Source organism: Pseudomonas sp. 43mfcvi1.1, from assembly GCF_900115935.1.
In the GTDB taxonomy this organism is placed as follows: domain Bacteria; phylum Pseudomonadota; class Gammaproteobacteria; order Pseudomonadales; family Pseudomonadaceae; genus Aquipseudomonas; species Aquipseudomonas bijieensis.
The window spans coordinates 339895-363245 of the sequence record NZ_UETT01000003.1; the positions used below are offsets into that span (position 1 = coordinate 339895).

The window sequence follows — 23351 nt, forward strand, 5'->3', positions numbered from 1 at the left end:
CGGCAGGGCCAAACGGTTTACGACGGCTGCGCCGCCGCTATCGCGAACAGGCTCGCTCCCACCTGGGTGAGCCCTGTTTGATCACATATTGATCGGCACAGCCTCGAACCGTACCCGTGGATGGACGATCCGGTCTTGGGCGCGGATCAGTTGCAGCTCGTAGCTCGTGCAGGCCTGGGTCTCCAGCAGCACCTCATGCACCGCTGCGGCGGTGAATTCGAACGCGGCCACCAGGCTGTCGCCCAACAATATCCGCGCCAGGAACAACCCAGACGTCAGGTCGCCCACGCCCACCGGCTGACGCGGGAACGCCAGCAGCGGACGGCGCAGGTGCCAACTGCCCTCGTCGGTCACCAACAGCATTTCGAAGCTGTCGTCGGGTTTGCCAGGGTAGGCCAGGTGCTTGACCAGGACCGCCTTCGGCCCACGGGCCAGCAACGCCCGGGCCATGGCCAGGCAGTCCAGTAAAGACTGCGCCTTGCGCCCCGAAAAGCTGTCGAGCTCCAGTTGGTTCGGGCACATGAGGTCTGCCACGGCAGCGGCCTCTTCGAGGAGAAATTCGCTTACCTCGGGCGCCACGATGCAGCCCTTCTCCGGATGCCCCATGACCGGGTCGCACAGGTACAGCGCCTTGGGATTGGCAGACTTGATCCGCGCCACGCCCGTCAGGATCGCCCGCCCCTGGGCAGCGCTGCCCAAGTAACCGGACAGCACCGCATCGCATTGACCCAGCTCACCGATGGCCGCGATGCCTTCGACCAAGGCCGGGATCTGCTCTGGCGCGAGCACTTCGCCGGCCCACTGCCCGTACTGGGTGTGGTTGGAGAACTGCACGGTGTTGAGCGGCCATACGTTCACCCCGACCCGCTGCATCGGAAATACGGCCGCGCTGTTGCCAGCGTGACCGAATACCACGTGAGACTGGATGGCAAGCAGATGAGGTGTACGTTTCATGCGGGAAGTTTCCGTAAAACGATTGAAATTCAAGCCGCGCAGTATGCGACTAAACGCAGCCTGTACGACAGACCAGCGACACAGTTAAGCTGACCGCAACTTGTTGGAGCACTTCGTTCATGCTGACCCTTGGAAATATTTTCGTGCTGATGCTGCTGGCTACCGGCGGCGCCTGGCTGTGGCACAACCATGGCTTGCGCGAACGGGCCTTGGCGAGGGTCATGCAGCATTGTGCCAACCTCAAGATCGAGCTGCTGGACGGCAACGTAGCGCTGAAAAAAATCGGTTTCGTGAAGGATGCCAGCGGACGACGACGCCTGGCACGCGTCTACACCTTCGAATTCACCGTCACCGGTGAAAGCCGCCATTTGGGCACCATTACCCAGTTTGGCGCCCACAGCGCGTACATCGAGCTGGCCCCCTACCCGATGCCCTTCGAAGAAGCCCCGCCACCGCCGATTGAAGCGGTCCAGACCCGGCCCAGGGCTGAGATCATCGAGTTGAGCCAGTGGCGCCAGGAACACAACAAGTGGAAGCCTTGAAACAGCGCTGACTCAGCGATGCCGACAATTCGCCAGACCGGCTTGCAGGCGATCAACGTCTTGCGGCTGATCGAAAATCAGCTCGATCCGAGAATCCTGGCGCCATTCACTGGCTTGCCAGCCCAGTGCCGCCCCCTCCAACGCATTGGCTGAAACCCAACCGTCGCGGCTGTGGATAACCATCTTCGCCCGTTTCCAGTCTTGGCCTTGTAGCCAGCGCGTCAGCGCCGCTGCGTCGAATGGCTGGCTTGGGTGCCAGCGCCAACCAATGCTCCAGCCACCTTCCTGCTGCTGATACAGGCAGATCGGTTGCGTCGGGTCAGGCCAGATGGCCGGTATCTGGCCCAGGCTCTTGGGTAAATTCAAGTTATCCACAGCTCCGCTGCCCCGAGCCGCATGGCCTGGCAATCGCTCGATCGGCAGCGCAGCGTGTTGTGTCCAATACAGCGCACGCCCCGAGAGTTGCGCCGTCACTTGGTCGCGCTCGGCTTGTGTGAGGCTTTCGGACTTGTTCAGCACCAGCAGCCCGGCATCCGCGAGGGTCTGTTGCTGTGCGTCGGGCAAGGGCTTGCCGTCGGCCATCGCCCGGGCATCCAACACCAGCACGCAGGGTTGCACCGCCAGCACGCCGAGCCAGGGAGCTTCACTTAATTGCCTCATCAACTGTGCCGGATGACCCAGGCCCGAGGGTTCGATGAACAGCCGATCCGGGCGGGCCTTGCGCAACAAACGCCCAAGACCGATCTGGAACGGCGCGCCGTTGACGCAGCACAAGCAGCCACCGGCCACTTCGCCCAGTGCGATACCATCGCCAGCCTGGGTCAGCAAGGCGGCATCCAGGCCGACCTGACCGAACTCATTGATCAGCACCGCCCAGCGCTCATTGGCCGGGCGCTGGGCCAACAGGTGCCTGATCAGGCTGGTCTTGCCGGCGCCCAAGGGGCCGGCGATGACATGGGTGGGGATGTGCTGCAACATAATCGACGGCTTTCGATGGAGGTGAAAATGCGAATGATCGGCTGGTTGTTACTGGCACTGACGTCGAACCAGGCACTGGCGCAAGCCTGTGTGGTTCACAGCCAGGCAGAGCGGCTCGATGTGAAAGTCTGCCAGCAGAACCGCAGCATTCCGCAGAAGCTGTTTGCCGAGGGCTTCTGCCAGCCAAACCTTGCCGGCCAGAAGGTCGAGGTGCAATACGTCGATCAGTGCCCTGGCGGCGCGTTCGGCGTTTGCAGCAACGCCCAAGTCGCCAATATGCCTTACCGCCAGGATATTCACTATTACGGCGTAGCGACCGATGCCGCTTATCTGCAGCCATTTTGCGAAGGGCAAAGCCAGGGCACTTGGCTCAAACCTTAGGCCAGCCAATCCAGCGTGAGGATCAACCGACGCTCTCCCGGCGCGGGCTCCGGCGAGCGATGGATCAAGCCAAGCCCCTCGTTACCGTGCCATTTTTCGCCCTTGAGCAACCCGACATCACCGCAACAAAACTGTTGGATGACCTGCGGATCAACGGGTTCGGCCTCAGGCTGTGCCAGGCGACGGCGGTCCATGGCGCCTTCCTTGAGCCACTGGCTGCCGACTCCGGCATAGGTGGTCAGTAGCCGCACCGGCACGTGGTCAACGTGAAAGCGCGGGCACATTGCCTTGTCCAGCGTGCGCAAGCGCAAGCCGACACGTTGCGCACCCAACAGGCAGGCAAACGCACTGACCAGCCAGGTGACATCGGCGATGAAGCCCTCGTAGCCTTGCAGGTCGCTGAAGCCTGCCGCCAGGCCCTGTAGCGCCGGCGGGGTATCTTCTTCCGGCAGGTCGAGCACGCGTGATTCTGCCAGCGGCTGGTCCATCGCCAACACCATGGCCGCAAAATCGCTGATGTGTGCGGGAAGTTGACGCTGCCAGACCGCCAGGTTGGTGCCGTCTTCCAGGATCTGCGTGAAGATCCCTGGCGTATCACCGTGGGCCTGTCGTGCTCGCGTGGCCCTCTTAAGACTGGGCGCCAGCATCATGCTGCGACCTCTTCATGCCATGGGCCAAATGGATCCGGCAACAAGCGCCAGTTTTCAACGCCGAGGGCCATTTCCGCATCGGTGAGCAGGCACGCGTCCAGTTCGGCGGTGAGCTGGCTGAAGTCGATGTCCTGACCGATGAACACCAACTCCTGCCGGCAATCGCCCGTGGCGGCGAGCCAGTGCTTCATGATCGCTGCTGTACTTTCCTCATCCTGCGGCCATTGGTTTTTCGGCACGAACCGCCACCAGCGCCCGGCGAAGCCATGCCGCATCAAGCCGCCGGCCTGGGACCAACTGCCCGCCTCCTCAGGTTTGCTGGCCAGCCAGAAGAAACCTTTCGAGCGCAGGAGCTTGCCGTTGGGCCATGGGCGGTCGATAAAGTTGAAGAACCGCTCGGGATGAAACGGCCGACGTGCCCGATAGGCGGTCGAGGCGATGCCATATTCCTCGGTTTCTGGCACGTGCTCACCACGTAGTTCCTGTAGCCAGCCAGGCGCCTGGGCCGCGCGCTCGAAGTCGAAAAGGCCCGTGTCGAGGATCCTGCCCAGTGGCACCTGCCCCATGACCATGGGAATGATCTGCGCCTGGGCGTTGAGGCGCTGCAAAATCGCGATCAATTCTTCCCGATCATGCTGGCTGATCAGGTCGATTTTGCTGATCAGAATCACGTCGGCAAACTCAATCTGTTCGATCAGCAGGTCGGTGATCGAGCGTTCATCCTCCTCACCCAGGGTTTCGCCCCGTGACGCAAGGCTGTCGGCGGCTTGGTAATCCAGCAGGAAATTCACCCCGTCGACCACCGTCACCATGGTGTCGAGTCGCGCCACATCGGCCAGACTTCGGCCATCTTCATCACGAAAGGTGAAGGTTTCCGCCACTGGCAGCGGTTCGGATATGCCCGTGGATTCGATGAGCAGATAATCGAAACGCCCCTCTCTGGCGAGCTGGCCGACTTCTTCGAGCAAGTCTTCGCGCAACGTGCAGCAGATGCAGCCGTTGCTCATTTCCACCAGTTTCTCTTCGGAACGACTCAGGGTGACATCGCGCTGGACTTCGCTGCCATCGATGTTGATCTCGCTCATATCGTTGACGATCACGGCAACTCGCAGATTGTCGCGATTACGCAGGACGTGGTTGAGCAACGTGCTTTTACCGGCACCGAGGAATCCGGAAAGGACGGTTACAGGAAGACGATTGGGCATCAGGTATATCCTCATCGGGCGGCCGCTTCGATTACGGCTCGTTTCCAGGGGTTGGCTTGGTTCAGGATCCAGATATTTTTATGTTATAGTATAACAACACAATTCAACCAGTCCCGCCGTCCCCCATTGGTCTGAGATCAATCCATGCGCAATCTTCTGAAATTGGTATTGGCGAGCTCGTTGTTGCTGTGGGTGTTAAGCGCTTCGGCCCAAAGCCCGCTCCTGGCGAACTGCACCCGCAGTGCGAATTTGCTGGCGTGTGTGGATAGCCAAGGCAATGCCTATAGCGTCGCGACGGCTGGAAACACCATTTATTTGCGAGGTTTTGAAGCAGCCAGTCACCGCTATTGGGCGCAAACGAATAGCCGTTATGGTCAGCTCACATTTTTTACTGGCTTGGCATCGGATGGAGAAAGTTGGGTCGGGTACAGCCGGCGTGTGGGCTGGACGACCCTCAATCGTTTCTCAAGCTCAGGCGGGAGCGCGGGCGCATTTGTATGCGGACGCATGAACGGCTGCCAGGACTCTGCTCGCTGATGTTTAACGTGGAACGCGAACGCTTGGCGAGATGAAACTCCTTTCATGGAAAAGGTTTCTTAAAATTAACCGTTATACTATAACATCTAATTTTGAACCTTCGATGGACCTTGACCATGAACGCGTTAACCCTGCCCGACGTCGCTGCGCAGGCTTCACGTCAAACCCTACCTCTTGATTGGGTGGGCATGTGTGGCATCGCAACGCCGGTGTTGATTGACGGCCAGCGTCTGAGTGCATTGGCCGACGCGGGTGTCAGCCTCGATAACGGTGAGGCGCGCGGCATTCACATGTCGCGCTTATACCTGGCGCTTGAACTGCTTGAAGAGACGGCACTTTCGCCAGCGTTGTTGCGCCGAATACTGCAGCAATTTCTCGATAGCCATGAGGGCTTGTCCCACGCGGCATCACTCAGTGTGCATACAGATCTGCTCCTCAAACGTCCGGCGTTAATCAGCCCGCTGGTGGGTTGGAAAAGCTATCCAGTGAGCATCGAAGCTCATCTGAAAAACAAAATGTTCCACGTGGAACTGAAAATTCAGATCGCTTATTCCTCGACTTGTCCCTGTTCAGCCGCGCTTGCTCGACAGTTAATCCAGCAGCAGTTCGTCGACGACTTCGCCAACAAGAAACTCGAGCATGCCGAAATCCTGTCCTGGCTGGGTTCATCGAACGGCATTGTCGCTACCCCTCATAGTCAGCGCAGCACCGCTACCCTGACCCTACGCCTGAACGCCAACGCAAACGAATTGCCGCTGCTGTCGCTCATCAATGAAGCCGAAGCAGCCCTCGGCACCGCTGTCCAGACCGCAGTAAAGCGCGCCGATGAACAGGCATTCGCCCTGGCCAATGGACAAAACCTGATGTTCTGCGAAGACGCCGCACGGCGATTAAGTACAGCCCTGAGTCGCTCCCCCGACATCGTTGCCCTGGATGTACGCGTCGTTCACGCCGAAAGCCTGCACGCCCATGACGCCGTGGCGCAAAGTCGCTGGACCCGAGGCGCGTCATGATCAACTGCCAAGCGCTACGCTGGGGTGCTCCCGGACAACCTCTCACGCCGCCACTGGCCATGGAGCGACCGGCCGGCAGCCTCACGGCGATCATCGGTGCCAACGGCTCTGGAAAAAGCAGTCTGTTGAAGGTGCTCGCAGGGCTGCAAAAACCGCTATCCGGTAAAGTTACCTTGGATGTTCCGCGGCGCGGCGGGGTTTCGTTCATGCCGCAGCAGCAACATCTGGATCGGCAATTCCCCATCAGTTTGCAGGAGTTGGTGGCCGCCGGCTCTTGGGGTAATCAACACACACCGGCCATACGCAGGCAGTTGCTCCAGGACGTACTGGCCGACTGGGCGCTGACCGGCCTCGAACATCGGCCGTTAATGGCGTTGTCTGGAGGCGAGCTGCAACGTGCCCTGCTCGCTCGCTTGAGCCTGGCCGAAGCGCCGCTGCTGTTGCTCGACGAACCCCACGCCGCCCTGGATGAACAAGGCCAAGCGCTGTTGTGGAAGCACATACATCGCTGGCATGCCGCGGGCCGGACCGTCGTGGTGGTCTGTCATGATCTGGCAGCGGTACGCCAACACATCCCCCATACCCTGCTGATTCGTAGCACGGGCTGCGTGCTGGGGCGCAGCGTCGACTTGATCGCCCAACAACCTCAGACGTGGGTGGCCTGATGCTTGCGGCCTCTCATCTCTGGCAACCGTTTCAAGAGTTTGTCTTCATGCGCAGGGCTTTGCTTGGCGGTCTTGTACTGGCGTGTAGCACGGCTCCATTGGGTGTATTCCTGATTCTTCGACGCATGAGCCTGATTGGTGACGCCGTGGCGCACGGCATTCTGCCTGGCGCCGCCCTCGGTTTCTGGTTTGCCGGGCTGAGCCTGCCTGCCTTGACCGTTGGCGGCCTGGGCGCGGGCTTGAGCATGGCCGGGCTCGCCGCCTGGATTACCCGGCGTACCGGTCTAAGGGAGGACGCCAGTCTCGCGGCGATTTATCCCATTTCCTTGGCGGCCGGCGTGTTGATCCTCGGCATGGCCGGTAAACGCCTGGACTTGCTTCACCTGCTGTTCGGCTCGGCATTGGCGGTAGACGGCCCGACGCTCACCGGCATGCTGTGGGTTTCAGGAGCCAGCCTGTTGGCGATGGCGCTGATTTATCGACCGTTGCTACTCGATACCCTCGACCCACTGTTCCTGCAAACCGTCAGCCGTCTCGGCCCGTTGGCCCATGGCGTGTTCCTGACCCTGGTGGTGTTGAACCTGGTGATCGGCTTCCAGGCCATTGGCGCATTGATGGTGGTCGGCCTGATGATGCTGCCGGCTGCTGCGTCGCGCTTCTGGAGCCGTCGCCTGCCGCTCCTGATGTTGATAGCGGCACTGTCTGGCTGCCTCTCCGTGTGGCTTGGCCTGTTGTTGTCCTTCTATTACTCACTGCCCAGCGGACCGTCCATCGTACTGGTGGCGGGTGCGTTGTACCTGCTGTCGGTGGTATTTGGTCCGGTGCACGGCTTGCTGCGCCGCCCGCCTTTGCTCACATCCCAATGAGGTGTTTCCCGATGCGCGTTCTGCTCGTGCTAATCAGTCTGATGCTGTCCATGTCCGCGTCCGCCGCCGAAAAGCTCCAGGTGGTGACCAGCTTCAGCATCCTCGCCGACATGACCCGACAGGTCGGCGGTGAGCATATCCAAATCACCAACATGGTCGGGCCGGACGCCGATGCACACACCTACGAATCGACGCCAGACGACGCCAAGGCATTGCTCAAGGCAAAACTGATCATCAAGAATGGACTGGGCTTCGAGCCGTGGCTGGATCGCCTGGTGACCAGCACCGAAACCAGCGCGCCGGTGATTAGCGCCAGCCGCGGCGTAATCCCGCGGTCACTGGATGAGGATGGCGAGACCGTCCCCGACCCGCATGCGTGGCACAACCTGGCGAACGCCGAGCTGTATGTCAGCAACATCACCAAGGCATTGGAAGCTGCAGACCCGGCCAACAAGGCTGACTACGAGCGCAACAGCCAGGCGTACCTGAAGAAAATCTACGCCCTGCTCGCCGAAGCCAAGGCCAAGCTCGGCACATTGCCGGCCGGTAATCGCAAGATCGTGACCTCCCACGATGCCTTCGGTTACCTGGGCCAGGCCTATGGCATTGAGTTCATGGCCCCCCAGGGATTGTCCACGGAACGTGAACCTTCGGCGGCAGAAGTCGCGGCGCTGATTACCCAGATCCGTCAAGCGAAGGTCAAAGCGGTGTTCATGGAAAACATCAAGGATGCGCGCTTGCTCAAGCAGATCGCCGACGAGAGCGGCGCCCACATCGGCGGTACGCTGTACTCCGACGCCCTCGCAGCCAGCGGACCGGCCAGCACCTTCACCGGCCTTTTCGAATACAACCTCAACACGTTGTATGAGGCATTGAGTCGGCCTTGATCAGGCATTTGTGGGAGCAAGATTTGCTCCCACAGGTTGCCCCACGCGATTACTTCAAACGAGGTTCAAGCCCTCGGCTTGACCGTCCCGCAATCCTGCCCCAGCCACACCGCGCGCGTGTCGAGGCTACCGTTCTGCTGGATGCCGGTGGCATTGAAAGTGCCGTTGACCTTTGTGGTGAATTCACGATCGCTCTGGAACGTCGCTACCCCGTTACCCTGGGCTTTCGGGCAACTGAAGCGAAACTTCCACTGATTGCCGGTGCGCTCGGTGATCTGCTGCTTGCACCCCGATTGCGGGTCTTGCAGCGGGATGTCATTGGTTTGTACCTGCGCCGGGGTCAGGCAGACACGAATGCCTTTACCGCCCATGGTGATGCCCTGTTTTTCCAGCATCGCCCGTTGCTCCGGGGTCATCTGGGTTTGCAGCTGGCCGAGGATCAGTTGCAGATCCGGCAGGTTCTGGTTATCGACCTTCATGTTGCTGGTGGTCAGTTCCCACAAACCCGGCTGGAGCATCTGCGCCTGAGCCGCCATCGGAACCGACAAACCAATTGCCAAGGCCACACCCAGCAGACGAACATTCATTGCATAAACTCCAGAGGACAAGTGGCCGTTAGACGCCGCCCACAGGCTTCGGTTCAGGCTCGGGACGAGTGAATTAAATAGCGACATTCGCCATGGAACATGGTCTGTTAAGCATTGAAACTTCCGGAGCAAGGCTGCCCCATGGATTATTTTGGCCCGCATGTTTTCGGTTACTTGATCGCGCTGCTTCACACCCTGGGTTCCATCGCCGCCGTCCACGCCGTCCTGACGGTGCGCACGGCCCAAGGCTCGATTGCCTGGGCCCTGTCGCTGACGTTCATTCCCTATCTGACGTTGATTCCTTATCTGGTGTTTGGCCGCAGCACGTTCGATGGTTACATCAAGGCTCGCCGCCAAGCCAACGAAGAGATGCGCAGGGCAATCTCCGAGCTGAACTGGCGTCCCTGGGTCGAAGAAGCCCTGACCGCCCGCGCCTCCCAGGCCTACGCCTCGTTACGGGCCATGCCAAAACTGGGACGCACACCGTGCCTGGCGAATAACCAGGTGCGTTTGCTGATCAATGGCCCTGCCACGTTCGAGGCAATTTTCCAGGCCATCGAGCAGGCTCGACAGGCCGTGCTGATTCAGTTTTTCATCATCCATGACGACCGTCTCGGCCAACGCCTGCAAACCCTGCTCTTGAAGAAAGCCGCCGAAGGCGTGGCTGTGTATTTGCTCTATGACCGCATCGGCAGCCACTCCCTGCCCCACCGCTATGTACAGGCCTTGCGCGACGGTGGGGTCCATGTAAAAGCATTCGCCACCCGCAGCGGCTGGCTCAACCGGTTCCAGGTCAACTTTCGCAACCACCGCAAGATCGTGGTAGTGGACGGTGTGCTGGGGTTTGTCGGCGGACACAACGTGGGCGACGAATACATGGGCCAGAAACCGCCCCTGGCGCCGTGGCGCGACACCCATGTGCAAGTGCGCGGGCCGGTGGTGGCCAGCATGCAAGAATCCTTCGCTGAAGACTGGTTCTGGGCGGCCCGTTCGCTGCCACCGTTGATCCTGCCCGACAGCTATCCAGACGACGGGGTGCTTTGCCAGTTGCTGGCCAGCGGCCCGGCCGATGCCTACGAAACCTGCTCACTGTTTTTCGTCGAGGCCATTCACGCAGCCAGCGAACGCGTGTGGATCACGACGCCCTACTTCATCCCTGACGAGGCGGTATTCGCGGCCTTACGCCTGGCGGTACTGCGCGGGGTCGACGTGCGCATCCTGCTGCCCTCGCGACCCGACCACAAAGTCGTCTACGCCGCGTCCAGCCTGTATGCGTTTGAAGCGGTGCGGGCCGGGGTGCGTATGTTCCGTTATGCGCCGGGCTTCCTGCATCAGAAAGTTGTGCTGATCGACCGGGAAATCAGCGCCATCGGCAGCGCGAACCTGGACAACCGTTCGTTCCGCTTGAACTTCGAAGTCATGCTGCTCACCGTGGACATTCCGTTCGCCACCGAGGTCGAGCAAATGCTTGAGCAGGACTTCGCCCAGGCCCAGGAAATCGACATACAGGAAAGCCGGGAAACCCATCGCCTTCAGAAAGTCGGCATGCGGGTCGCCCGGCTTATTTCCCCGATACTTTAAGGCGCGTAGATGTCGTCGCGGGTCCAGGGTAATTCGTGGCTACCGTCAGCGTGGGCCTTCACCGCCAGGATCTGGTGCAGATTGATCCAGCCCTTGGCGAACGCGTAGGCACAGCCGGCCAGGTACAAGCGCCAGATCCGCAGTGCCTGTTCCGGTACTTCCTTCGACGCGGCTTCGAGGTTGTCTTCCAGGCGCTCACTCCAGTGATCGAGGGTACGCGCGTAGTGCAGGCGCAGGCTTTCCACGTCGACGATCTCCAGTCCCGCTTCGCTGATGTGGGCGGAAATCATCGACAGGTGCGGCAGCTCGCCGTTGGGGAATACGTACTTCTCAATGAACTCGCCCGCGCCGCGCCCGACCGGACGCCCGTCGGTGTGCTTGGCGGTGATGCCATGGTTCATCACCAGTCCCCCCTCGCGCACGGCGCCGAACAGCGTCTTGCAGTACTGCTCGAGGTTGGCGTGGCCGACATGTTCGAACATACCCACGCTGACCACTTTGTCGAAGCGGCCGTCCTGGGGCAGATCGCGGTAATCCAGCAGTTGCAACTCGACCTGGTCCTCCAGGCCTTCGGCCTTGACCCGTTCCCGGGCCAGCGTCAGCTGCGCCTTGCTCAGGGTAATGCCGAAGACCTTGGCACCGAACTCCCGCGCGGCGTAACGCGCCAGGCCGCCCCATCCGCAACCGACATCCAGCAGGTAGTCACCCGGTTGCAGTCGCAGCTTGCGACACAGGTGGCGGAACTTGGCTTGCTGGGCCTGTTCGAGGGTTTCGCTGCCCGTCTCGAAATAGGCACAGGAATAGGCCATGTCGCTGTCGAGCCATAGCTGATAAAACGCGTTGGAAAGATCGTAGTGGTAGGAGATCGCCTTGGCGTCGGCTTCCTTGTCGTGGACCGAGCGCACCGGCTGGTTGTCGGGATCGTCCTCGACCAATGCCTGGCTCAACTCATCGCAGACCCGAATGACTTCGTGGATCGGACCTTCGAGCTCCAGTTTGCCCTCAACGAACGCCGCTCCCAGCGCGTCCAGGCTGGGATGAGTAAATTGCGCGACCATTTGTGGGTCCTTGACCACGATCGTGACACTGGGATCGGCACCCAGGGTAAATTCATGGCCGTCCCAGAGCCGCAGCCGAAGCGGCAAATGCAGATTCTGTAAGGCCGGTGGAAGTTGCGCGAGCATGAGTAATCCCCCCTTTTTCCAGACGTCTGAAATGAGGGTAGACCATCATAGAAAAATAGCAGGCTATCGAATTTATAGCCTTTCTCTATCACTGTCCCAAATTCACTCCTTGTGCCGGGTACGGCCAGTATGGGTACGCCCTCTCCAACAGAGACTGCAAGGGTGATGCACAGTTCGCCGAGCGTTATCCAACGGTTCCCTTCGCCTGGATTTTCAGCAGTGGCTCCTGGAACCGCAACAATCGCCCCGCATTACCTAACACTAGCAGGGTACTGAGATTGTGCAGCAACGCAGCGATCATCGCCCCCGCCGCGCCGAGCCAGCCGAAGGCGGCAAAGGCGACAATTGCCAGCGTCCAGCCCAGGCCGATGATCACGTTGACCTGCAACGTGCGCCGGCATTGGCGACTCAATCGCACGCAAGTGCCGAGGCGCCGCAGGTCGCTGCCGATCAGTACGATGTCTGCCGATGCCAGGGCGATGTCCGCACCGCCCGCGCCCATTGCGACGCCCACCACCCCGGCCTTGAGCGCCAGGGAATCGTTGATGCCATCGCCCACCACCATAGGGCGGAAACCATGGTCGATTTCGGCCATGACCCGTTTGAGTTTGTCTTCCGGCAAAGCCTGGGCTTGCAGATCGCCGATACCGACATCCCGCGCCAGGGTCGTGGCCACGCTCTGGCGGTCGCCGGTCAACAGCAACTGACGCCCCAGACCCAGCTCGCGCAGCTCGGCCATGGCAACCCGTGCCTCCGGCTTGACGCTGTCGGCCAACAACAGCCAGGCGAGAAATTGCCCGTCCAGGGCCAGGCCGGCAATCGGACCGTCGTGTTCAGGGACCGCTGATGTTTGAATCCCCAGCTGTGCAAACAATTCTGGCCGACCAAGCGCCGCTTCACCCTGCGCGGTCATGGCGACCACACCCAGCCCTTGGCGCTCATGGATATCCGTCAGCGGCAGGCAGTTTTCCTGTTCCACCAACCCTGCCAACGCGCGACTGACCGGATGGCTGCTGGCCGAACCGAGGCTGGCGGCCAACGGTAGCAGCAACGGTGCGTGAGCATCCTGGGCCTGTTCAATGGATTGCAGGCGCAGCACGCCGTAGGTCAAGGTACCGGTCTTGTCGACCACCAACGAGGTCAGGTCCGCCAGCTCTTCCAGGAAGGCCGAGCTGCGGATCAGGATCCCGTGGCGCGCCGCCACCGCGATTCCGGCAATGGCGGTGGCCGGCGCCGACAGCACCAACGCACAAGGACAGGCAGCTACCAATACCGCCAGCATCGCCTGGGCATCGTTGGTCACGAACCAGGTCACCGCCGCCAGCAGCAGCACCAATACCAGGTAACTGCCGGCGTAACGCTCCAACAAGCGTGTGATGGGTGGCTTGGAGCGTTCAGCGTTTTGCATCAGGGCGATGACTTTGCCCAGGGTGGATTCTTCACCGGTACGGGTCACCTCCAGGCGCAGCAGGCCATCGAGGTTGATCGCGCCACCGAAGACTTCAGTGCCGACCACAGCCTCCAACGGCACCGACTCACCCGTGATGGGCGCAGTGTCGAGGCTGGCCTGGCCGGACAACACCCGGCCATCGGCCGGCACCCGGTCGCCGGCACGCACCTCCACAATATCGCCGGCTCGAAGCGTCGCGTTGTCGACATCAATGATGGAACCGTCGGCTTGCACCTTGCGACCTTGGCTGCGGGTCAGTTGACCCAGGGCATGGATCGCCTCCTGGGAACCGATGACACTGCGCTCTTCCAGCACATGGCCGAAGATCATGATGATCGGCAACAATGCCGCCGTCAGCAGATCGCCGGTGGCCCAGGCACCGAGCATCGCCAGGGCGATGAGTTGGTCAGTGATCCCGTGCAGGCTCGGGTATCGCAAGCTGTACCAGGCCGAACGCATCACCGGCACCGCCACCAGCAGCGAGGCAAAACCCAACAACAGTTGGCTGACACCGCTCTGCTCCGGCGACCAGGCGCGCCATACCAGGCCCAATGCGAGCAGGCCGAGGGCGAGCATCGCCAAGGTCAATTGCCGAGCGGCGACGCGCTGTTCGGTCGAGGACAACATCGGTACCGCAGGGGTTTGAGCGGTCATTGGCCGGCTCCCTGGATGATCAGGCGGGAATCGTCTTTCGGATCGACCGTGGTCACTGAACCGGCCTGGCGAAGGATGGCCGGTATGCGTTCGCGATACAGGCGCAGCAGCATTTGCGGATCGCTGCCTTGGGTCTTCGCCAGGCCGAGTACCGTGGCCGTATCGGCCGAAGCCTTGGCGAGGCGCTCGCTGGCCTGGGCATGGGCGACTTGCACGGCGCGGTCGGCGTCCTGACGGGCGGACTGAGTAAGTTTTTCCGCTTCAGTCCGGGCGTTGGCCACGGCTTTGTCGGCCTGCTGGCTAGCGGTCAGCACCGCGTTGAACGCACTCACCGCCGGCCCGGGCAGACTCGATTGCACATCGACCCGCACCACTTCGATGCCCAGCCCCTGCCCTGTCGCCGCCAGGTCAGCCAGGCGTCGGTTAAGACCCTGCACCAGATCACCCCGCAAGCGTTCGCGACGCTCGGCAGCCTGGTTGTCGCTGCCCATCAGTTCGGGGCGCGCCACCAGGATGGTGTCCAGGTCCCGGGCCGCGGTCAGAGCCACGGCACTGCGGGTCGCCAGCCGGTCCAGGGCCGGCAGGACATGTTCACCTTGCAAGACGAAGGCGTAAGGGTCGGTGACCTTGTAGAACACCCGCACATCCAACTGCACCACACCGGCATCGCCGGTCAATAAATAACCAGAGCCGGCCAACGCATCGCTGACCGGCGTGGCGAAACTGGCCACCCGGTCGGCCTGCAGGGCCGCATCCGAGCGCAGCAGATTTTCCACTCGCCGCTCAAGCACTCGATCCGCCGCTGGCAGCAGGATCACCTGTTCCACAGGACGCGGCCACGCCAACAAGAGGCCGGCATTCTGGATTCGATCCAAGGCACCAAAGTGCAGCACCACCGCGCGATTCTGCGGATCGATCTGCCGCACGTTGGAAAAGACCCAGGCCAATGCGGCCAGCACCGTGACGGCGTAAAGCGCCAGAAACGCCAGGCGCCCGGCTTGAATCCACGGGCTGGATAACTCGTTTGTTCCACGTGGAACCAAACTCATGGTTGTGTTCCACCTTTGCCTTCCACGGAAACAGGACCATCCACCAGGACACGGAATGGCGCGGCATCGGTGCGCAAAATCAATTTCGTGCCTGGGCTGACAATGGTGCCCAAGGTGTCCAGCGAACGTAGCAGGTTGTAGAGCTGTGGAGAGCCAGCGTAGGCCCGGCCATAAATTTCGGCCGCTTCTACCCGCGACTGCGCTTCGATATCGGCAGCCTTCACGGTAGCGTCAGCCTGCACGACTCGCGCATCACGTTCTGCGGCGGAGCGAATCTGCGCCGCTTCGCGCTTGCCGATGGCAGTGCGTTCGGTGGCGATGGTCTCGCGCTCGGCCCGCATGCGATCCACCGTCGCCGTCAGCGTCACCGAGGGCAAAGTCAGGCGCTCGATGCCAACTTGCAATACCCGCACGCCATAAGTGGTAAGCAATTGTTGATCGATCTGTTGACGCAACTGCGCTTCGAAATCGGCGATGCGCACCTGGCTGGCATCGGTGTTGACCAGGTTCGCCAAGTCAAAACTGGCGGCCGTGGTTTCCAGCGCCGAGCCGACGAAAGTGCGGATCTGCCGCGCAGCTTCGTCTGGTTGGTTTTGCACTGCGCGCATGAAACGCTGCACGTTGTCGGGGTCGCCCTGCACCTGCCAAGCCACGTACGCCTGGACGATTATCCGCAGCCCATCACGGGTACCGACATCCTGCAGGCCACTGGAGGTGGTGCGTAATCGCAGGTCCACCGGGATCGCCGCTTCGAACGGCGCCGGCAAGCGCCAACCGAGACCGGGTTGCAGCAGCACCCGTGCCGGGTTGCCGAAACGGGTGATGACGGTGGCCTCCCCCGAGCGCACCTGCACCAGGCTCGCAGCCGCCACGGCAAACGCCACCAGCAGCACCGCCCAGCCCATCCGCCGCCAGGGGAACGGACCGGTTTGCTGCGGATCGCCATGATGGTGGTGATGATGTCCATGATGATGACCGGCATGACCGTGATCGTGACCGGCGTGGTCGTGGTGACCGTGTGAAGAGGACTGGCTCAATGGGCAGCTCCTGGCTGGACAGGGTTACGCGGCGACGCGGGGTCTGCCGGCAGCGTGAAGGTTCGCAAGTCGATAGTCGGCGCGTTGCCGCTGCCGCCCAGGCGGTGATCGAGAATCAGCAACTGGGCTTTGCCAAGGCCCTGGCTGAGTTGGCTCAAATAATGTTCCAGCACAAAAGCGTGCCCCGCCGTGGCGTAGGCTTTGCGATCAGCGTTGAAACGCAAGTCGGCGGCCTGGGCGGTCGCGTTGATTTCCCGAGCAGTGGCATTAGCCTGGTCATGGGCGATGCTGGCTTGTAGTTGTGCCTGGTTGGTCTGTTCCGCCGCCGCGCCACGCTCTCGGGCAATCAGCGCCTGAGCGCCGATCTGCGCCGCCTGCACGCCGTGGTAGGCATTGGCCGCACCGGCCGGCGGATGAATCGCCTCCACGACCGTCGCGAGGATTTCCACACCGCTATCGAGCGCTTGCAAGTCCGCCTGGACGGCGCGACCGATTTCGTCGGCCAGGCTGACACGGTCCGCGCCCAGCAAACCGTCCAGCGTGCGTGAAGCGAACTCATGCACCAGGATGCGGCTGGCGGTACTGCGGATCAGCGTCGGCACATCGGCGCTGTTGTAGGTCGCCGCCAGTGCTGCGGCGTCAGTCAGGCCGATGCGATAGACAAAGCGCACATCCATGTTGACGATCTGGAAGCTCTGCTGGTCGGCACGGCGGCTGGCAATGACCTGGGACTTGTCGTTCACATGGCTGGCGTCCCACAGCCGATTGGCAATTGCCGGAGCCGGCCCCTCCGCCGGTTCAGCCTCGGCAACCGCCCGACTATCGACGACACTGGTCGCCAGTTCATGCACAACGCCATTCTCGACGTTGAGCACCCTGCCCCACGGCCAAGGCAACGCAACATGCAAACCCGGGCCGAAGACCTCCACCGGTTTACCAAAACGCTCATAGATGCCACGCCCCTGCAGTGGCACTTCGTGCACGCCCGTCAACAACCAGCCCACCAACGCCACCAGCGCCAACACTGGAAAAAAAGCCCGGCGCATATAACTGAAGGCCCAGATCTGGCGCAGGTCGATGCCAAAACGGTTGTGCAGTTCATGTTGCAAAGCGAGCAACGGTTGCGGTGGCCAACGCAGCAGATCGGCGATGACACTTCGGCCCAACAGCGACGGTTCCAGGGCGTCCCGGCGCGGGATGAATAACGACAGCACGGCGCGCAGCAACAACTCTGCCGCCACCAGCCCCGGCAACAGCCCCATCGACACCGCCAGGCGCATCGGCCAGATGGACGTTTCTGCGGCGAACAACAGGCACAAGGCGCCAAGCACCAGCACGATGATCGCCACTCGCGTCAGTTGCGCCAACGGCGGCGCTTCCGGCCATTCCACGGGGGATTGCTGGGCCAATTGCCGCTCGAACACCAGTAATCCGAACGCCAACAGCAACGACAGCACCGCCCCCACACTGGCCGAGACACCGAGGGCGGCAGCGGGCAGCGTCAAGTTCCAGGCTTGCTCCAGGCTCAGCAACACCAGCACTGCCCAACCGGCCAGCCACAACGCAGGCGCACCGATTTGCTTGAGCAGGCCGACCCAGCGCGCGCCGATTCGCTCCAGCAGTCGCTCATACCAACCCAAGTTATCAACAGGCTCGCTTTGCGCAGGCAAGTTATCCACAACCGGCAACAGCGCCCTGCTACGCCATTGCGACACCCACCAGGCCGATTGCAAACCTGCTACCAACACCAAGAGTCCCGCCGCTTGGCTGACCAGCAGAGCCGGCCATAGCGATTGCGGTGAAAACACCCCGATAAAAAATGCCAGCACCAGGCCCAAACCCGCCACGCTTCCCAGGGCGAAGGCGATTTGCTTCAAGCGGCGCCCTTGGAACGACGCTCGCTGAAAACGCGGCCATTCGGCCACCTGTGCCCCTTCGACATCAAGATCGACTTGCATACCACCCCAGCACTCGTGGCGATCAAAATCCGGCCCGTGACAGATGCCACCGACACTCCGTTATATGCCGTTACCTTATAACGGTTCCTGTGAAATTTCCGTTTTGAATTCTTCATGACAAGGTCCGCGCCGACCTCTTGACTTAAGCCTTGACCGAAATCTCTGGAAACGCTCATATTACGAGCATAATTTTTTATCAGGCCAAGCGGGAGAACAGCGATGGGCAATTACGATGTGGTCATTCTAGGTGGCGGACCCGGAGGGTATAACGCGGCAATTCGGGCCGGGCAGCTAGGGTTGAAAGCCGCCTGTGTCGAAGGCCGAGCCACCCTCGGCGGCACCTGCCTGAACGTCGGCTGCATGCCCTCCAAGGCATTGCTGCACGCCTCGGAACTGTACGAGGCCGCCACAGGAGCGGAGTTCGCCAACCTGGGCATTGAAGTCAGCCCCACCCTCAACCTTGCGCAAATGATGAAGCAGAAGGACGAAAGCGTGGCGGGCCTGACCAAGGGCATCGAATTTCTGTTTCGCAAGAACAAGGTCGACTGGATCAAAGGTTGGGGCCACATCGATGGGCCGGGCAAAGTGACCGTCACCAGCGACGACGGCACCAAGACCGAACTCAGCGCCAAGGACATCGTCATCGCCACCGGCTCGGAGCCCATGCCCCTGCCAGGCGTGACAATCGATAACCAGCGCATCCTCGACTCCACCGGCGCCTTGTCCCTGAGTGAGGTGCCCCGGCATCTGGTGGTGATCGGCGCCGGCGTCATCGGCCTCGAACTGGGCTCGGTCTGGCGACGCCTGGGTGCCCAGGTCACCGTGGTGGAATATCTCGACCGCATCTGCCCGGGGGTGGATGGCGAGGCCGGCAAGACCTTGCAGCGCGCCTTAGGTAAACAAGGCATCCAGTTCAAGCTGAGTTCCAAGGTCACGGGCGCCGCTGCTTCGGCCGACCGCGTGCAATTGCACATTGAACCGGCGGCGGGCGGCGAATCACAGACCCTGGACGCCGATTACGTGCTGGTCGCCATCGGTCGACGGCCTTACACGCAAGGGCTGGGGCTGGAGAACGTCGGGCTGAGCCCTGACCAGCGCGGCATGCTCGCCAACCAGCATCACCGCACCGAAGCACCGGGTGTCTGGGTGATCGGCGATGTGACGTCCGGACCGATGCTGGCCCACAAGGCCGAGGACGAAGCCATGGCCTGCATCGAACAGATCGCCGGCAAGGCCGCCGAGGTCAACTACGCGCTGATTCCCAGCGTCATCTACACCCGTCCGGAACTGGCCAGCGTCGGCAAGACCGAGGAACAGCTCAAGGCCGAAGGCCGCGCCTACAAGGTCGGCAAGTTTCCATTCACGGCCAACAGCCGGGCCAAGATCAACCACGAGACCGAAGGGTTCGCCAAAGTCCTGGCCGATGAACGTACCGATGAAGTCCTGGGCGTGCACCTGGTGGGTCCGAGCGTCAGTGAGATGATCGGTGAATACTGCGTGGCCATGGAGTTCAGTGCCTCGGCCGAGGACATCGCCCTGACCTGCCACCCACACCCGACCCGCTCGGAGGCATTGCGCCAGGCGGCGATGAATGTGGAGGGGATGGCGACGCAGATGTAGGGACGACGCAAAGCGGGAATGAACACCTGTGGCGAGGGAGCTTGCTCCCGCTCGGCGGCGAAGCCGTCGTAGAACCGGCTGATGCGATTTGCCTGAAAATCGCGTCAGCCCATTTGGGGCGGCTGCGCCACCCAGCGGGAGCAAGCTCCCTCGCCACAGGCTGTGTTCGGCTGGCCGTTAGCTTAGCTGGCCGCCATCCGCGCCTTGCGCCGGCGCCGACTGATCAATCCCAACGCCACTGCCACCACCAGCACGGCCCCGCCCACTTCCAGCCAAACCTTGTAAGGTCGCAGCGCCGAACGAATCGGGTCCAGGGCCTGGGTCACGTAGCGTTTGTTCGCTTTGCCGAAGTCCGGCTCCTGGCATTGATGACCGAAATCCCCGGCCCAATCCACATAGGGACCTTCCTTCACATAGCGTTGATACAACGCGCTTTGCTCTTCGAGGCTGGAGTTGTACCCCACCGCTTTGCACAGCACCGCCGCAAACGCCTGGCTGGTATGCGGCAAATGATCCGCAGCCTGGCTGGCCAGCGCCGTGGCGACAAAGCGATAGTGATAACGCACATCCGGCTGCGCCGCGCTGGCTTGCTGGCGTTGGACTTCGCCTTCGGCCACCAGCGGTCCGACGCTCAGCTCGACCGGTTCCAGGCTGTAGTTGCCTCCCAGGCTGGCGTAATCCGGCGCCATCTCATAGCCAAGCAGTTCCATGCCCCACTCGCGAGCCATCCGGGACGCATGGAAATACGCCTCGGCCCGCCGGGTTGGCCACCATTTGGACTCGGCATCCTGGCGCAATTGCCCATAGGCACGGGCCTTGTTCTGCAGGTCCGCGTTATCGAAATAAGCCGGTGCCTCATCGAAGCGCCCTTCCCTCAGCAAGCGACGGCCCAGCAGATTGCGCAGGCTCGCGGCCACCGGCAGCGGCACGTAGTTGTCCCGATCCTCCTGGCTCAACGCCGGTGGCGCCGGGACTTGGGCGTCGACGTACTGCTTGAGCTCATCCACCGTGAGCACACGCTCGGCCACTGCGGCCGCGTCGTACCAATAGTTGCTCTGGCCGCGATAGAGCTGATCGAAGGCTTGCAGGTAATCACCCCGCTGCAAGGCCAGGATCGCGCTTTCCCCTTCGACCCGGCACTTGGGCTGCACCGACTCGAAATTCCAATCCGCTGTGCGCCGCGGCCCCCAGGATTCATCGTTCGGAAAGGCCTGGGCCGCCTTGGCATAAGCCGCCGCTGCGGCCACCTTGTCGCCATCGCGCAATGCCAGCTTCGCCCGCACCCACCAGGCCAGGCCGGTGTCAGCGGCTTTTTGCACAAAAGCCTGGGCGCTGGCGTAATCGCCGTGCTGGTAACTCACCGCCGCCAAACGGTCGGAGTCGTCCAGGTTGTCCCGGGCGTTGGCCTGCAACAGCTCGAAGAGCCTTTTCTCGCCCGAGGGTTCTTCTCCGTCCCACCAGCCGACGCGGCTGAGCAAGTAGGCGGTGACCAGCCGCTGCACCGCCTTAGTCTTGAGCAATTCGCTCAAGCGCTCATCGGGCTGGACGCTCAAATCACCAGCCAATTGCAGCAACGAGCTGTAGCCGACCGCAGATCCTTGCAGGTTCTGGGTCGCGTACAGGCCGATAGCGCTGTCCCAGTCGTCAGCGGTGTAGGCCACCCGGGCTTCTTCGCCAAGGCTGGCGATGCCCAGCTCCAGCGGATCGCTGAAGCCGGCAATACTCATTTCCCGGGCCTGGCGAAACGCAGCTCGCGCCTGGTCCTGCAAGACCACAGGGTCACCGCTGCCAGCCTCGGTGCTCACGGCGAACAATGCCCGGCCCAGGGAGTACGCGGCCCAGGTGCTGCGCAACCGACGTTGGTCGGCCGGTAATGCCAGCAGCTGCTGGAACGCTTCCACGGCGCGCTGATGCTCACCGATGTTAAAAGCCGCCGCGCCAATGGCATACAGACGCAGCTCATCGGGCAGGTTGGCCGCTTCGGCTGCCACCTGGTCTACATCGGTCAAGGCCCGCAGGCGCTCCACCACCGCTTGCTGCGGCGGGGTCAGGCCAATCTGCTCGGCCTTGGTGCGTTGTTCAACGTAGGAAGACTGATCGTCATAGCTGTAATCCGGGTTGCGCGTCGCCTCGGTGGCTGGCTTGAGCCCGGCAATCGCCTGGCCGAGTCGACTGACCTCGAAGCGAAAGCTGCCTTCGGGCAATTCGGCCAGCGATTGGGCGCGGTTATCCAGCAGGCGCATCGGGAAATCCGGCCCGCAGGCCAGCACCGGGCCCAGCGGCAGGCACAGGCTCAGGCACAGCAGGTGACGAGGCCACTTACGGGTAAACATTGAAACCTCCTTGGTCGATTTTCGTACAGCGCGCCCAGCCGATTGCCCGTTGGCTACCGGCCGCCAAGCGGCCTTCCTGAATGCGGGTGAAGGTAAGCAGTCCGGGGGTTTGTTGCAATGTATAACCGGCCAAGGCATCGACGCCGTCACACGCGCCCACGGCGAGCGTCAGACGCTGGGGCCAGGGGCTGTCGAGATTGCCCTGGTTGACCAGACGAATATCGTACAAACCGCCCTGCTCTCCCCACTGCAACGCCAGGCGACTGTCCAGATGATCGCCCCGGGCGACGGCGCCGAGTGTGGTCAGGCTCCACGCCCGTCGGTCGCCGGCCAAGGGCAGGCGAAACCAGATCAGCCCGGCGAGATGTGGCGGCGGATCAGCCCGCAAATCCGCCGCAAGCCCGGCCACTTGCTGCGGATCGGCCAGCAGCTCACGCCGCTCGCCACCGCGATCGATCGGCACTTCGCTTTCCACCACCGGCACGCCGCTCTCCTGGGTCAGCAGCGCCACGCCGTAGGCCGGCAGGGCCAGATAAAACGGCCTCTGGGTGACCTTGCCCCAGCGTTGCGCCCAGTGCCGGGCCTGTTTCGGATCGAACAGTCCTTGCCGTGGGTCGCTCACCGCGTGGACCTGCAACACACTGCTGTCCACCGCTTCCAACAGCCCCGGCAATGCTGGACTGTCGAGCCAGGCCGGCAGCGCCGTGATGCTTAGCCGCAGATTGGCGGGCAGGACTTGCCGCAGTTGCCCGAGAAACTTTCCATAGGCCGGCAACCGTGCATTGCCGGCATCGTGGTCGATCTCTATCCCTATCGGCGCCAAGCCCTGGGCTTGCCAATCACTCAGCACTTGCTGGATTTGCGCGATCACCTCGTCCTGATCCAAGGCCTTGAGCTGGCCGTCCAGGCGAATCACGGCGATCGGCGGACGGCCGTCAGCCTTGAGCAGCGCCGGATCGATCCGCGCACGGCTCCAGCCCGCTCCGGGAAAAGCCTGCAACGCCAGCACCCGCAGCGCGGAAAAATCGCCCTGGCTTTGGCGCAGCGCCAACTCATGGGCAGGCGTCCATTGGCGTTGCCAGATATAGACCTGTTGATCGAGGGCCGGGGTTGGAGGCTTTTCGCAGCCCCCCAAAAGCAACATGGCGAGGGCCAGGGAGAGCCGGAAAAGAAACGTCATGAAGCCTTACCACCCATAAAGCCCGGCAGATTACCGCCAC

Annotated in this window: 21 protein-coding genes; 9 read left to right on the top strand and 12 right to left on the bottom strand. The window is 62.0% G+C overall.

Features of this window, described 5'->3' with window-relative positions; genetic code table 11:
* Positions 1-81: 81 nt before the first annotated feature.
* Positions 82-954 carry a pyridoxal kinase PdxY gene (gene pdxY / locus DTP52_RS07650; protein WP_109752779.1) on the bottom strand — a complete coding sequence of 291 codons (873 nt, stop codon included), beginning with the start codon at positions 952-954 and terminating at the stop codon, positions 82-84.
* Positions 955-1073: 119 nt separating this feature from the next.
* Between pdxY and DTP52_RS07655 the strand changes: the two genes are divergently transcribed.
* Entirely contained in the window at positions 1074-1496 is a 423-nt protein-coding gene (locus DTP52_RS07655; protein WP_109752780.1) for a DUF3301 domain-containing protein, read from the top strand.
* 12 nt (positions 1497-1508) lie between these two features.
* Here DTP52_RS07655 and DTP52_RS07660 read toward each other — a convergent pair whose 3' ends face one another.
* Positions 1509-2474, bottom strand: a complete 966-nt coding sequence (locus DTP52_RS07660; RefSeq protein WP_109752781.1) for a GTP-binding protein — start codon at positions 2472-2474, stop codon at positions 1509-1511.
* Positions 2475-2501: 27 nt separating this feature from the next.
* Between DTP52_RS07660 and DTP52_RS07665 the strand changes: the two genes are divergently transcribed.
* Positions 2502-2855 carry an NADH:ubiquinone oxidoreductase gene (locus DTP52_RS07665; RefSeq protein WP_109752782.1) on the top strand — a complete coding sequence of 118 codons (354 nt, stop codon included), beginning with the start codon at positions 2502-2504 and terminating at the stop codon, positions 2853-2855.
* Here the strand turns inward: DTP52_RS07665 and DTP52_RS07670 are convergent.
* Positions 2852-3502, bottom strand: a complete 651-nt coding sequence (locus tag DTP52_RS07670; protein ID WP_109752962.1) for a DUF1826 domain-containing protein — start codon at positions 3500-3502, stop codon at positions 2852-2854. The genes DTP52_RS07665 and DTP52_RS07670 overlap by 4 nt on opposite strands.
* Positions 3502-4710: a zinc metallochaperone GTPase ZigA gene (gene zigA, locus DTP52_RS07675; RefSeq protein ID WP_109752783.1), complete on the bottom strand. Its 1209-nt coding sequence runs from the start codon at positions 4708-4710 to the stop codon at positions 3502-3504. The genes DTP52_RS07670 and zigA overlap by 1 nt, the downstream gene beginning before the upstream one ends.
* 144 nt (positions 4711-4854) lie before the next feature.
* Between zigA and DTP52_RS07680 the strand changes: the two genes are divergently transcribed.
* The 5 genes from DTP52_RS07680 to DTP52_RS07700 all read left to right on the top strand — a co-directional run bounded on the left by DTP52_RS07680 (position 4855) and on the right by DTP52_RS07700 (position 8678).
* Positions 4855-5247, top strand: a complete 393-nt coding sequence (locus tag DTP52_RS07680) for a glutamine synthetase (RefSeq protein WP_109752784.1) — start codon at positions 4855-4857, stop codon at positions 5245-5247.
* 116 nt (positions 5248-5363) lie between these two features.
* Positions 5364-6260 (top strand): GTP cyclohydrolase FolE2, encoded by an 897-nt coding sequence (folE2, locus tag DTP52_RS07685; protein WP_109752785.1) that lies wholly within the window; start codon positions 5364-5366, stop codon positions 6258-6260.
* Complete coding sequence (locus tag DTP52_RS07690; RefSeq protein WP_109752786.1) at positions 6257-6925, top strand: metal ABC transporter ATP-binding protein; 669 nt, start codon at positions 6257-6259, stop codon at positions 6923-6925. Before folE2 ends, DTP52_RS07690 begins: the two co-directional genes overlap by 4 nt.
* A complete protein-coding gene (locus DTP52_RS07695) occupies positions 6925-7791 on the top strand; it encodes a metal ABC transporter permease (RefSeq protein ID WP_109752787.1) in 867 nt (288 codons plus the stop codon). Before DTP52_RS07690 ends, DTP52_RS07695 begins: the two co-directional genes overlap by 1 nt.
* Before the next feature lie 11 nt (positions 7792-7802).
* Entirely contained in the window at positions 7803-8678 is an 876-nt protein-coding gene (locus DTP52_RS07700; RefSeq protein WP_109752788.1) for a metal ABC transporter substrate-binding protein, read from the top strand.
* A gap of 65 nt (positions 8679-8743) precedes the next feature.
* Here the strand turns inward: DTP52_RS07700 and DTP52_RS07705 are convergent, their stop codons facing one another.
* Positions 8744-9265 carry a DUF3617 domain-containing protein gene (locus tag DTP52_RS07705; protein WP_053126737.1) on the bottom strand — a complete coding sequence of 174 codons (522 nt, stop codon included), beginning with the start codon at positions 9263-9265 and terminating at the stop codon, positions 8744-8746.
* Positions 9266-9406: 141 nt separating this feature from the next.
* On the opposite strand from DTP52_RS07705, the gene cls reads away from it, so the two are divergent.
* A complete protein-coding gene (gene cls / locus DTP52_RS07710) occupies positions 9407-10846 on the top strand; it encodes a cardiolipin synthase (protein WP_109752789.1) in 1440 nt (479 codons plus the stop codon).
* Here cls and cfaB read toward each other — a convergent pair.
* From cfaB to DTP52_RS07735, 5 genes are all read right to left on the bottom strand, one after another.
* Complete coding sequence (gene cfaB, locus DTP52_RS07715; RefSeq protein WP_109752790.1) at positions 10843-12030, bottom strand: C17 cyclopropane fatty acid synthase CfaB; 1188 nt, start codon at positions 12028-12030, stop codon at positions 10843-10845. The genes cls and cfaB overlap by 4 nt on opposite strands.
* 184 nt (positions 12031-12214) lie before the next feature.
* Positions 12215-14134, bottom strand: a complete 1920-nt coding sequence (locus tag DTP52_RS07720; RefSeq protein WP_109752791.1) for a heavy metal translocating P-type ATPase — start codon at positions 14132-14134, stop codon at positions 12215-12217.
* Entirely contained in the window at positions 14131-15183 is a 1053-nt protein-coding gene (hflK, locus tag DTP52_RS07725) for a protease modulator HflK (RefSeq protein ID WP_109752792.1), read from the bottom strand. Before hflK ends, DTP52_RS07720 begins: the two co-directional genes overlap by 4 nt.
* Positions 15180-16220, bottom strand: coding sequence for a protease modulator HflC (gene hflC, locus DTP52_RS07730; RefSeq protein WP_109752793.1), 1041 nt, complete (start codon positions 16218-16220; stop codon positions 15180-15182). Before hflC ends, hflK begins: the two co-directional genes overlap by 4 nt.
* Complete coding sequence (locus tag DTP52_RS07735) at positions 16217-18178, bottom strand: protease modulator HflK (protein WP_109752794.1); 1962 nt, start codon at positions 18176-18178, stop codon at positions 16217-16219. The genes hflC and DTP52_RS07735 overlap by 4 nt, the downstream gene beginning before the upstream one ends.
* A gap of 219 nt (positions 18179-18397) precedes the next feature.
* On the opposite strand from DTP52_RS07735, the gene lpdA reads away from it, so the two are divergent.
* Positions 18398-19798, top strand: a complete 1401-nt coding sequence (lpdA, locus tag DTP52_RS07740; protein ID WP_109752795.1) for a dihydrolipoyl dehydrogenase — start codon at positions 18398-18400, stop codon at positions 19796-19798.
* Positions 19799-19980: 182 nt separating this feature from the next.
* Here the strand turns inward: lpdA and DTP52_RS07750 are convergent, their stop codons facing one another.
* Both DTP52_RS07750 and DTP52_RS07755 read right to left on the bottom strand, forming a co-directional pair.
* Positions 19981-22131, bottom strand: coding sequence for a hypothetical protein (locus DTP52_RS07750; RefSeq protein ID WP_109752797.1), 2151 nt, complete (start codon positions 22129-22131; stop codon positions 19981-19983).
* Positions 22118-23311 (bottom strand): DUF3142 domain-containing protein, encoded by a 1194-nt coding sequence (locus DTP52_RS07755; protein WP_109752798.1) that lies wholly within the window; start codon positions 23309-23311, stop codon positions 22118-22120. The genes DTP52_RS07750 and DTP52_RS07755 overlap by 14 nt, the downstream gene beginning before the upstream one ends.
* Positions 23312-23351 lie beyond the last annotated feature (40 nt).

Excerpts from the sequence above, each read along its gene's own strand:
- pdxY (WP_109752779.1), bottom strand. The coding sequence starts at position 954 with ATGAAACGTACACCTCATCTGCTTGCCATCCAGTCTCACGTGGTATTC.
- DTP52_RS07655 (WP_109752780.1), top strand. The coding sequence starts at position 1,074 with ATGCTGACCCTTGGAAATATTTTCGTGCTGATGCTGCTGGCTACCGGC.
- DTP52_RS07660 (WP_109752781.1), bottom strand. The coding sequence starts at position 2,474 with ATGTTGCAGCACATCCCCACCCATGTCATCGCCGGCCCCTTGGGCGCC.
- DTP52_RS07665 (WP_109752782.1), top strand. The coding sequence starts at position 2,502 with ATGCGAATGATCGGCTGGTTGTTACTGGCACTGACGTCGAACCAGGCA.
- DTP52_RS07670 (WP_109752962.1), bottom strand. The coding sequence starts at position 3,502 with ATGCTGGCGCCCAGTCTTAAGAGGGCCACGCGAGCACGACAGGCCCAC.
- zigA (WP_109752783.1), bottom strand. The coding sequence starts at position 4,710 with ATGCCCAATCGTCTTCCTGTAACCGTCCTTTCCGGATTCCTCGGTGCC.
- DTP52_RS07680 (WP_109752784.1), top strand. The coding sequence starts at position 4,855 with ATGCGCAATCTTCTGAAATTGGTATTGGCGAGCTCGTTGTTGCTGTGG.
- folE2 (WP_109752785.1), top strand. The coding sequence starts at position 5,364 with ATGAACGCGTTAACCCTGCCCGACGTCGCTGCGCAGGCTTCACGTCAA.
- DTP52_RS07690 (WP_109752786.1), top strand. The coding sequence starts at position 6,257 with ATGATCAACTGCCAAGCGCTACGCTGGGGTGCTCCCGGACAACCTCTC.
- DTP52_RS07695 (WP_109752787.1), top strand. The coding sequence starts at position 6,925 with ATGCTTGCGGCCTCTCATCTCTGGCAACCGTTTCAAGAGTTTGTCTTC.
- DTP52_RS07700 (WP_109752788.1), top strand. The coding sequence starts at position 7,803 with ATGCGCGTTCTGCTCGTGCTAATCAGTCTGATGCTGTCCATGTCCGCG.
- DTP52_RS07705 (WP_053126737.1), bottom strand. The coding sequence starts at position 9,265 with ATGAATGTTCGTCTGCTGGGTGTGGCCTTGGCAATTGGTTTGTCGGTT.
- cls (WP_109752789.1), top strand. The coding sequence starts at position 9,407 with ATGGATTATTTTGGCCCGCATGTTTTCGGTTACTTGATCGCGCTGCTT.
- cfaB (WP_109752790.1), bottom strand. The coding sequence starts at position 12,030 with ATGCTCGCGCAACTTCCACCGGCCTTACAGAATCTGCATTTGCCGCTT.
- DTP52_RS07720 (WP_109752791.1), bottom strand. The coding sequence starts at position 14,134 with ATGACCGCTCAAACCCCTGCGGTACCGATGTTGTCCTCGACCGAACAG.
- hflK (WP_109752792.1), bottom strand. The coding sequence starts at position 15,183 with ATGAGTTTGGTTCCACGTGGAACAAACGAGTTATCCAGCCCGTGGATT.
- DTP52_RS07735 (WP_109752794.1), bottom strand. The coding sequence starts at position 18,178 with ATGCAAGTCGATCTTGATGTCGAAGGGGCACAGGTGGCCGAATGGCCG.
- lpdA (WP_109752795.1), top strand. The coding sequence starts at position 18,398 with ATGGGCAATTACGATGTGGTCATTCTAGGTGGCGGACCCGGAGGGTAT.
- DTP52_RS07750 (WP_109752797.1), bottom strand. The coding sequence starts at position 22,131 with ATGTTTACCCGTAAGTGGCCTCGTCACCTGCTGTGCCTGAGCCTGTGC.
- DTP52_RS07755 (WP_109752798.1), bottom strand. The coding sequence starts at position 23,311 with ATGACGTTTCTTTTCCGGCTCTCCCTGGCCCTCGCCATGTTGCTTTTG.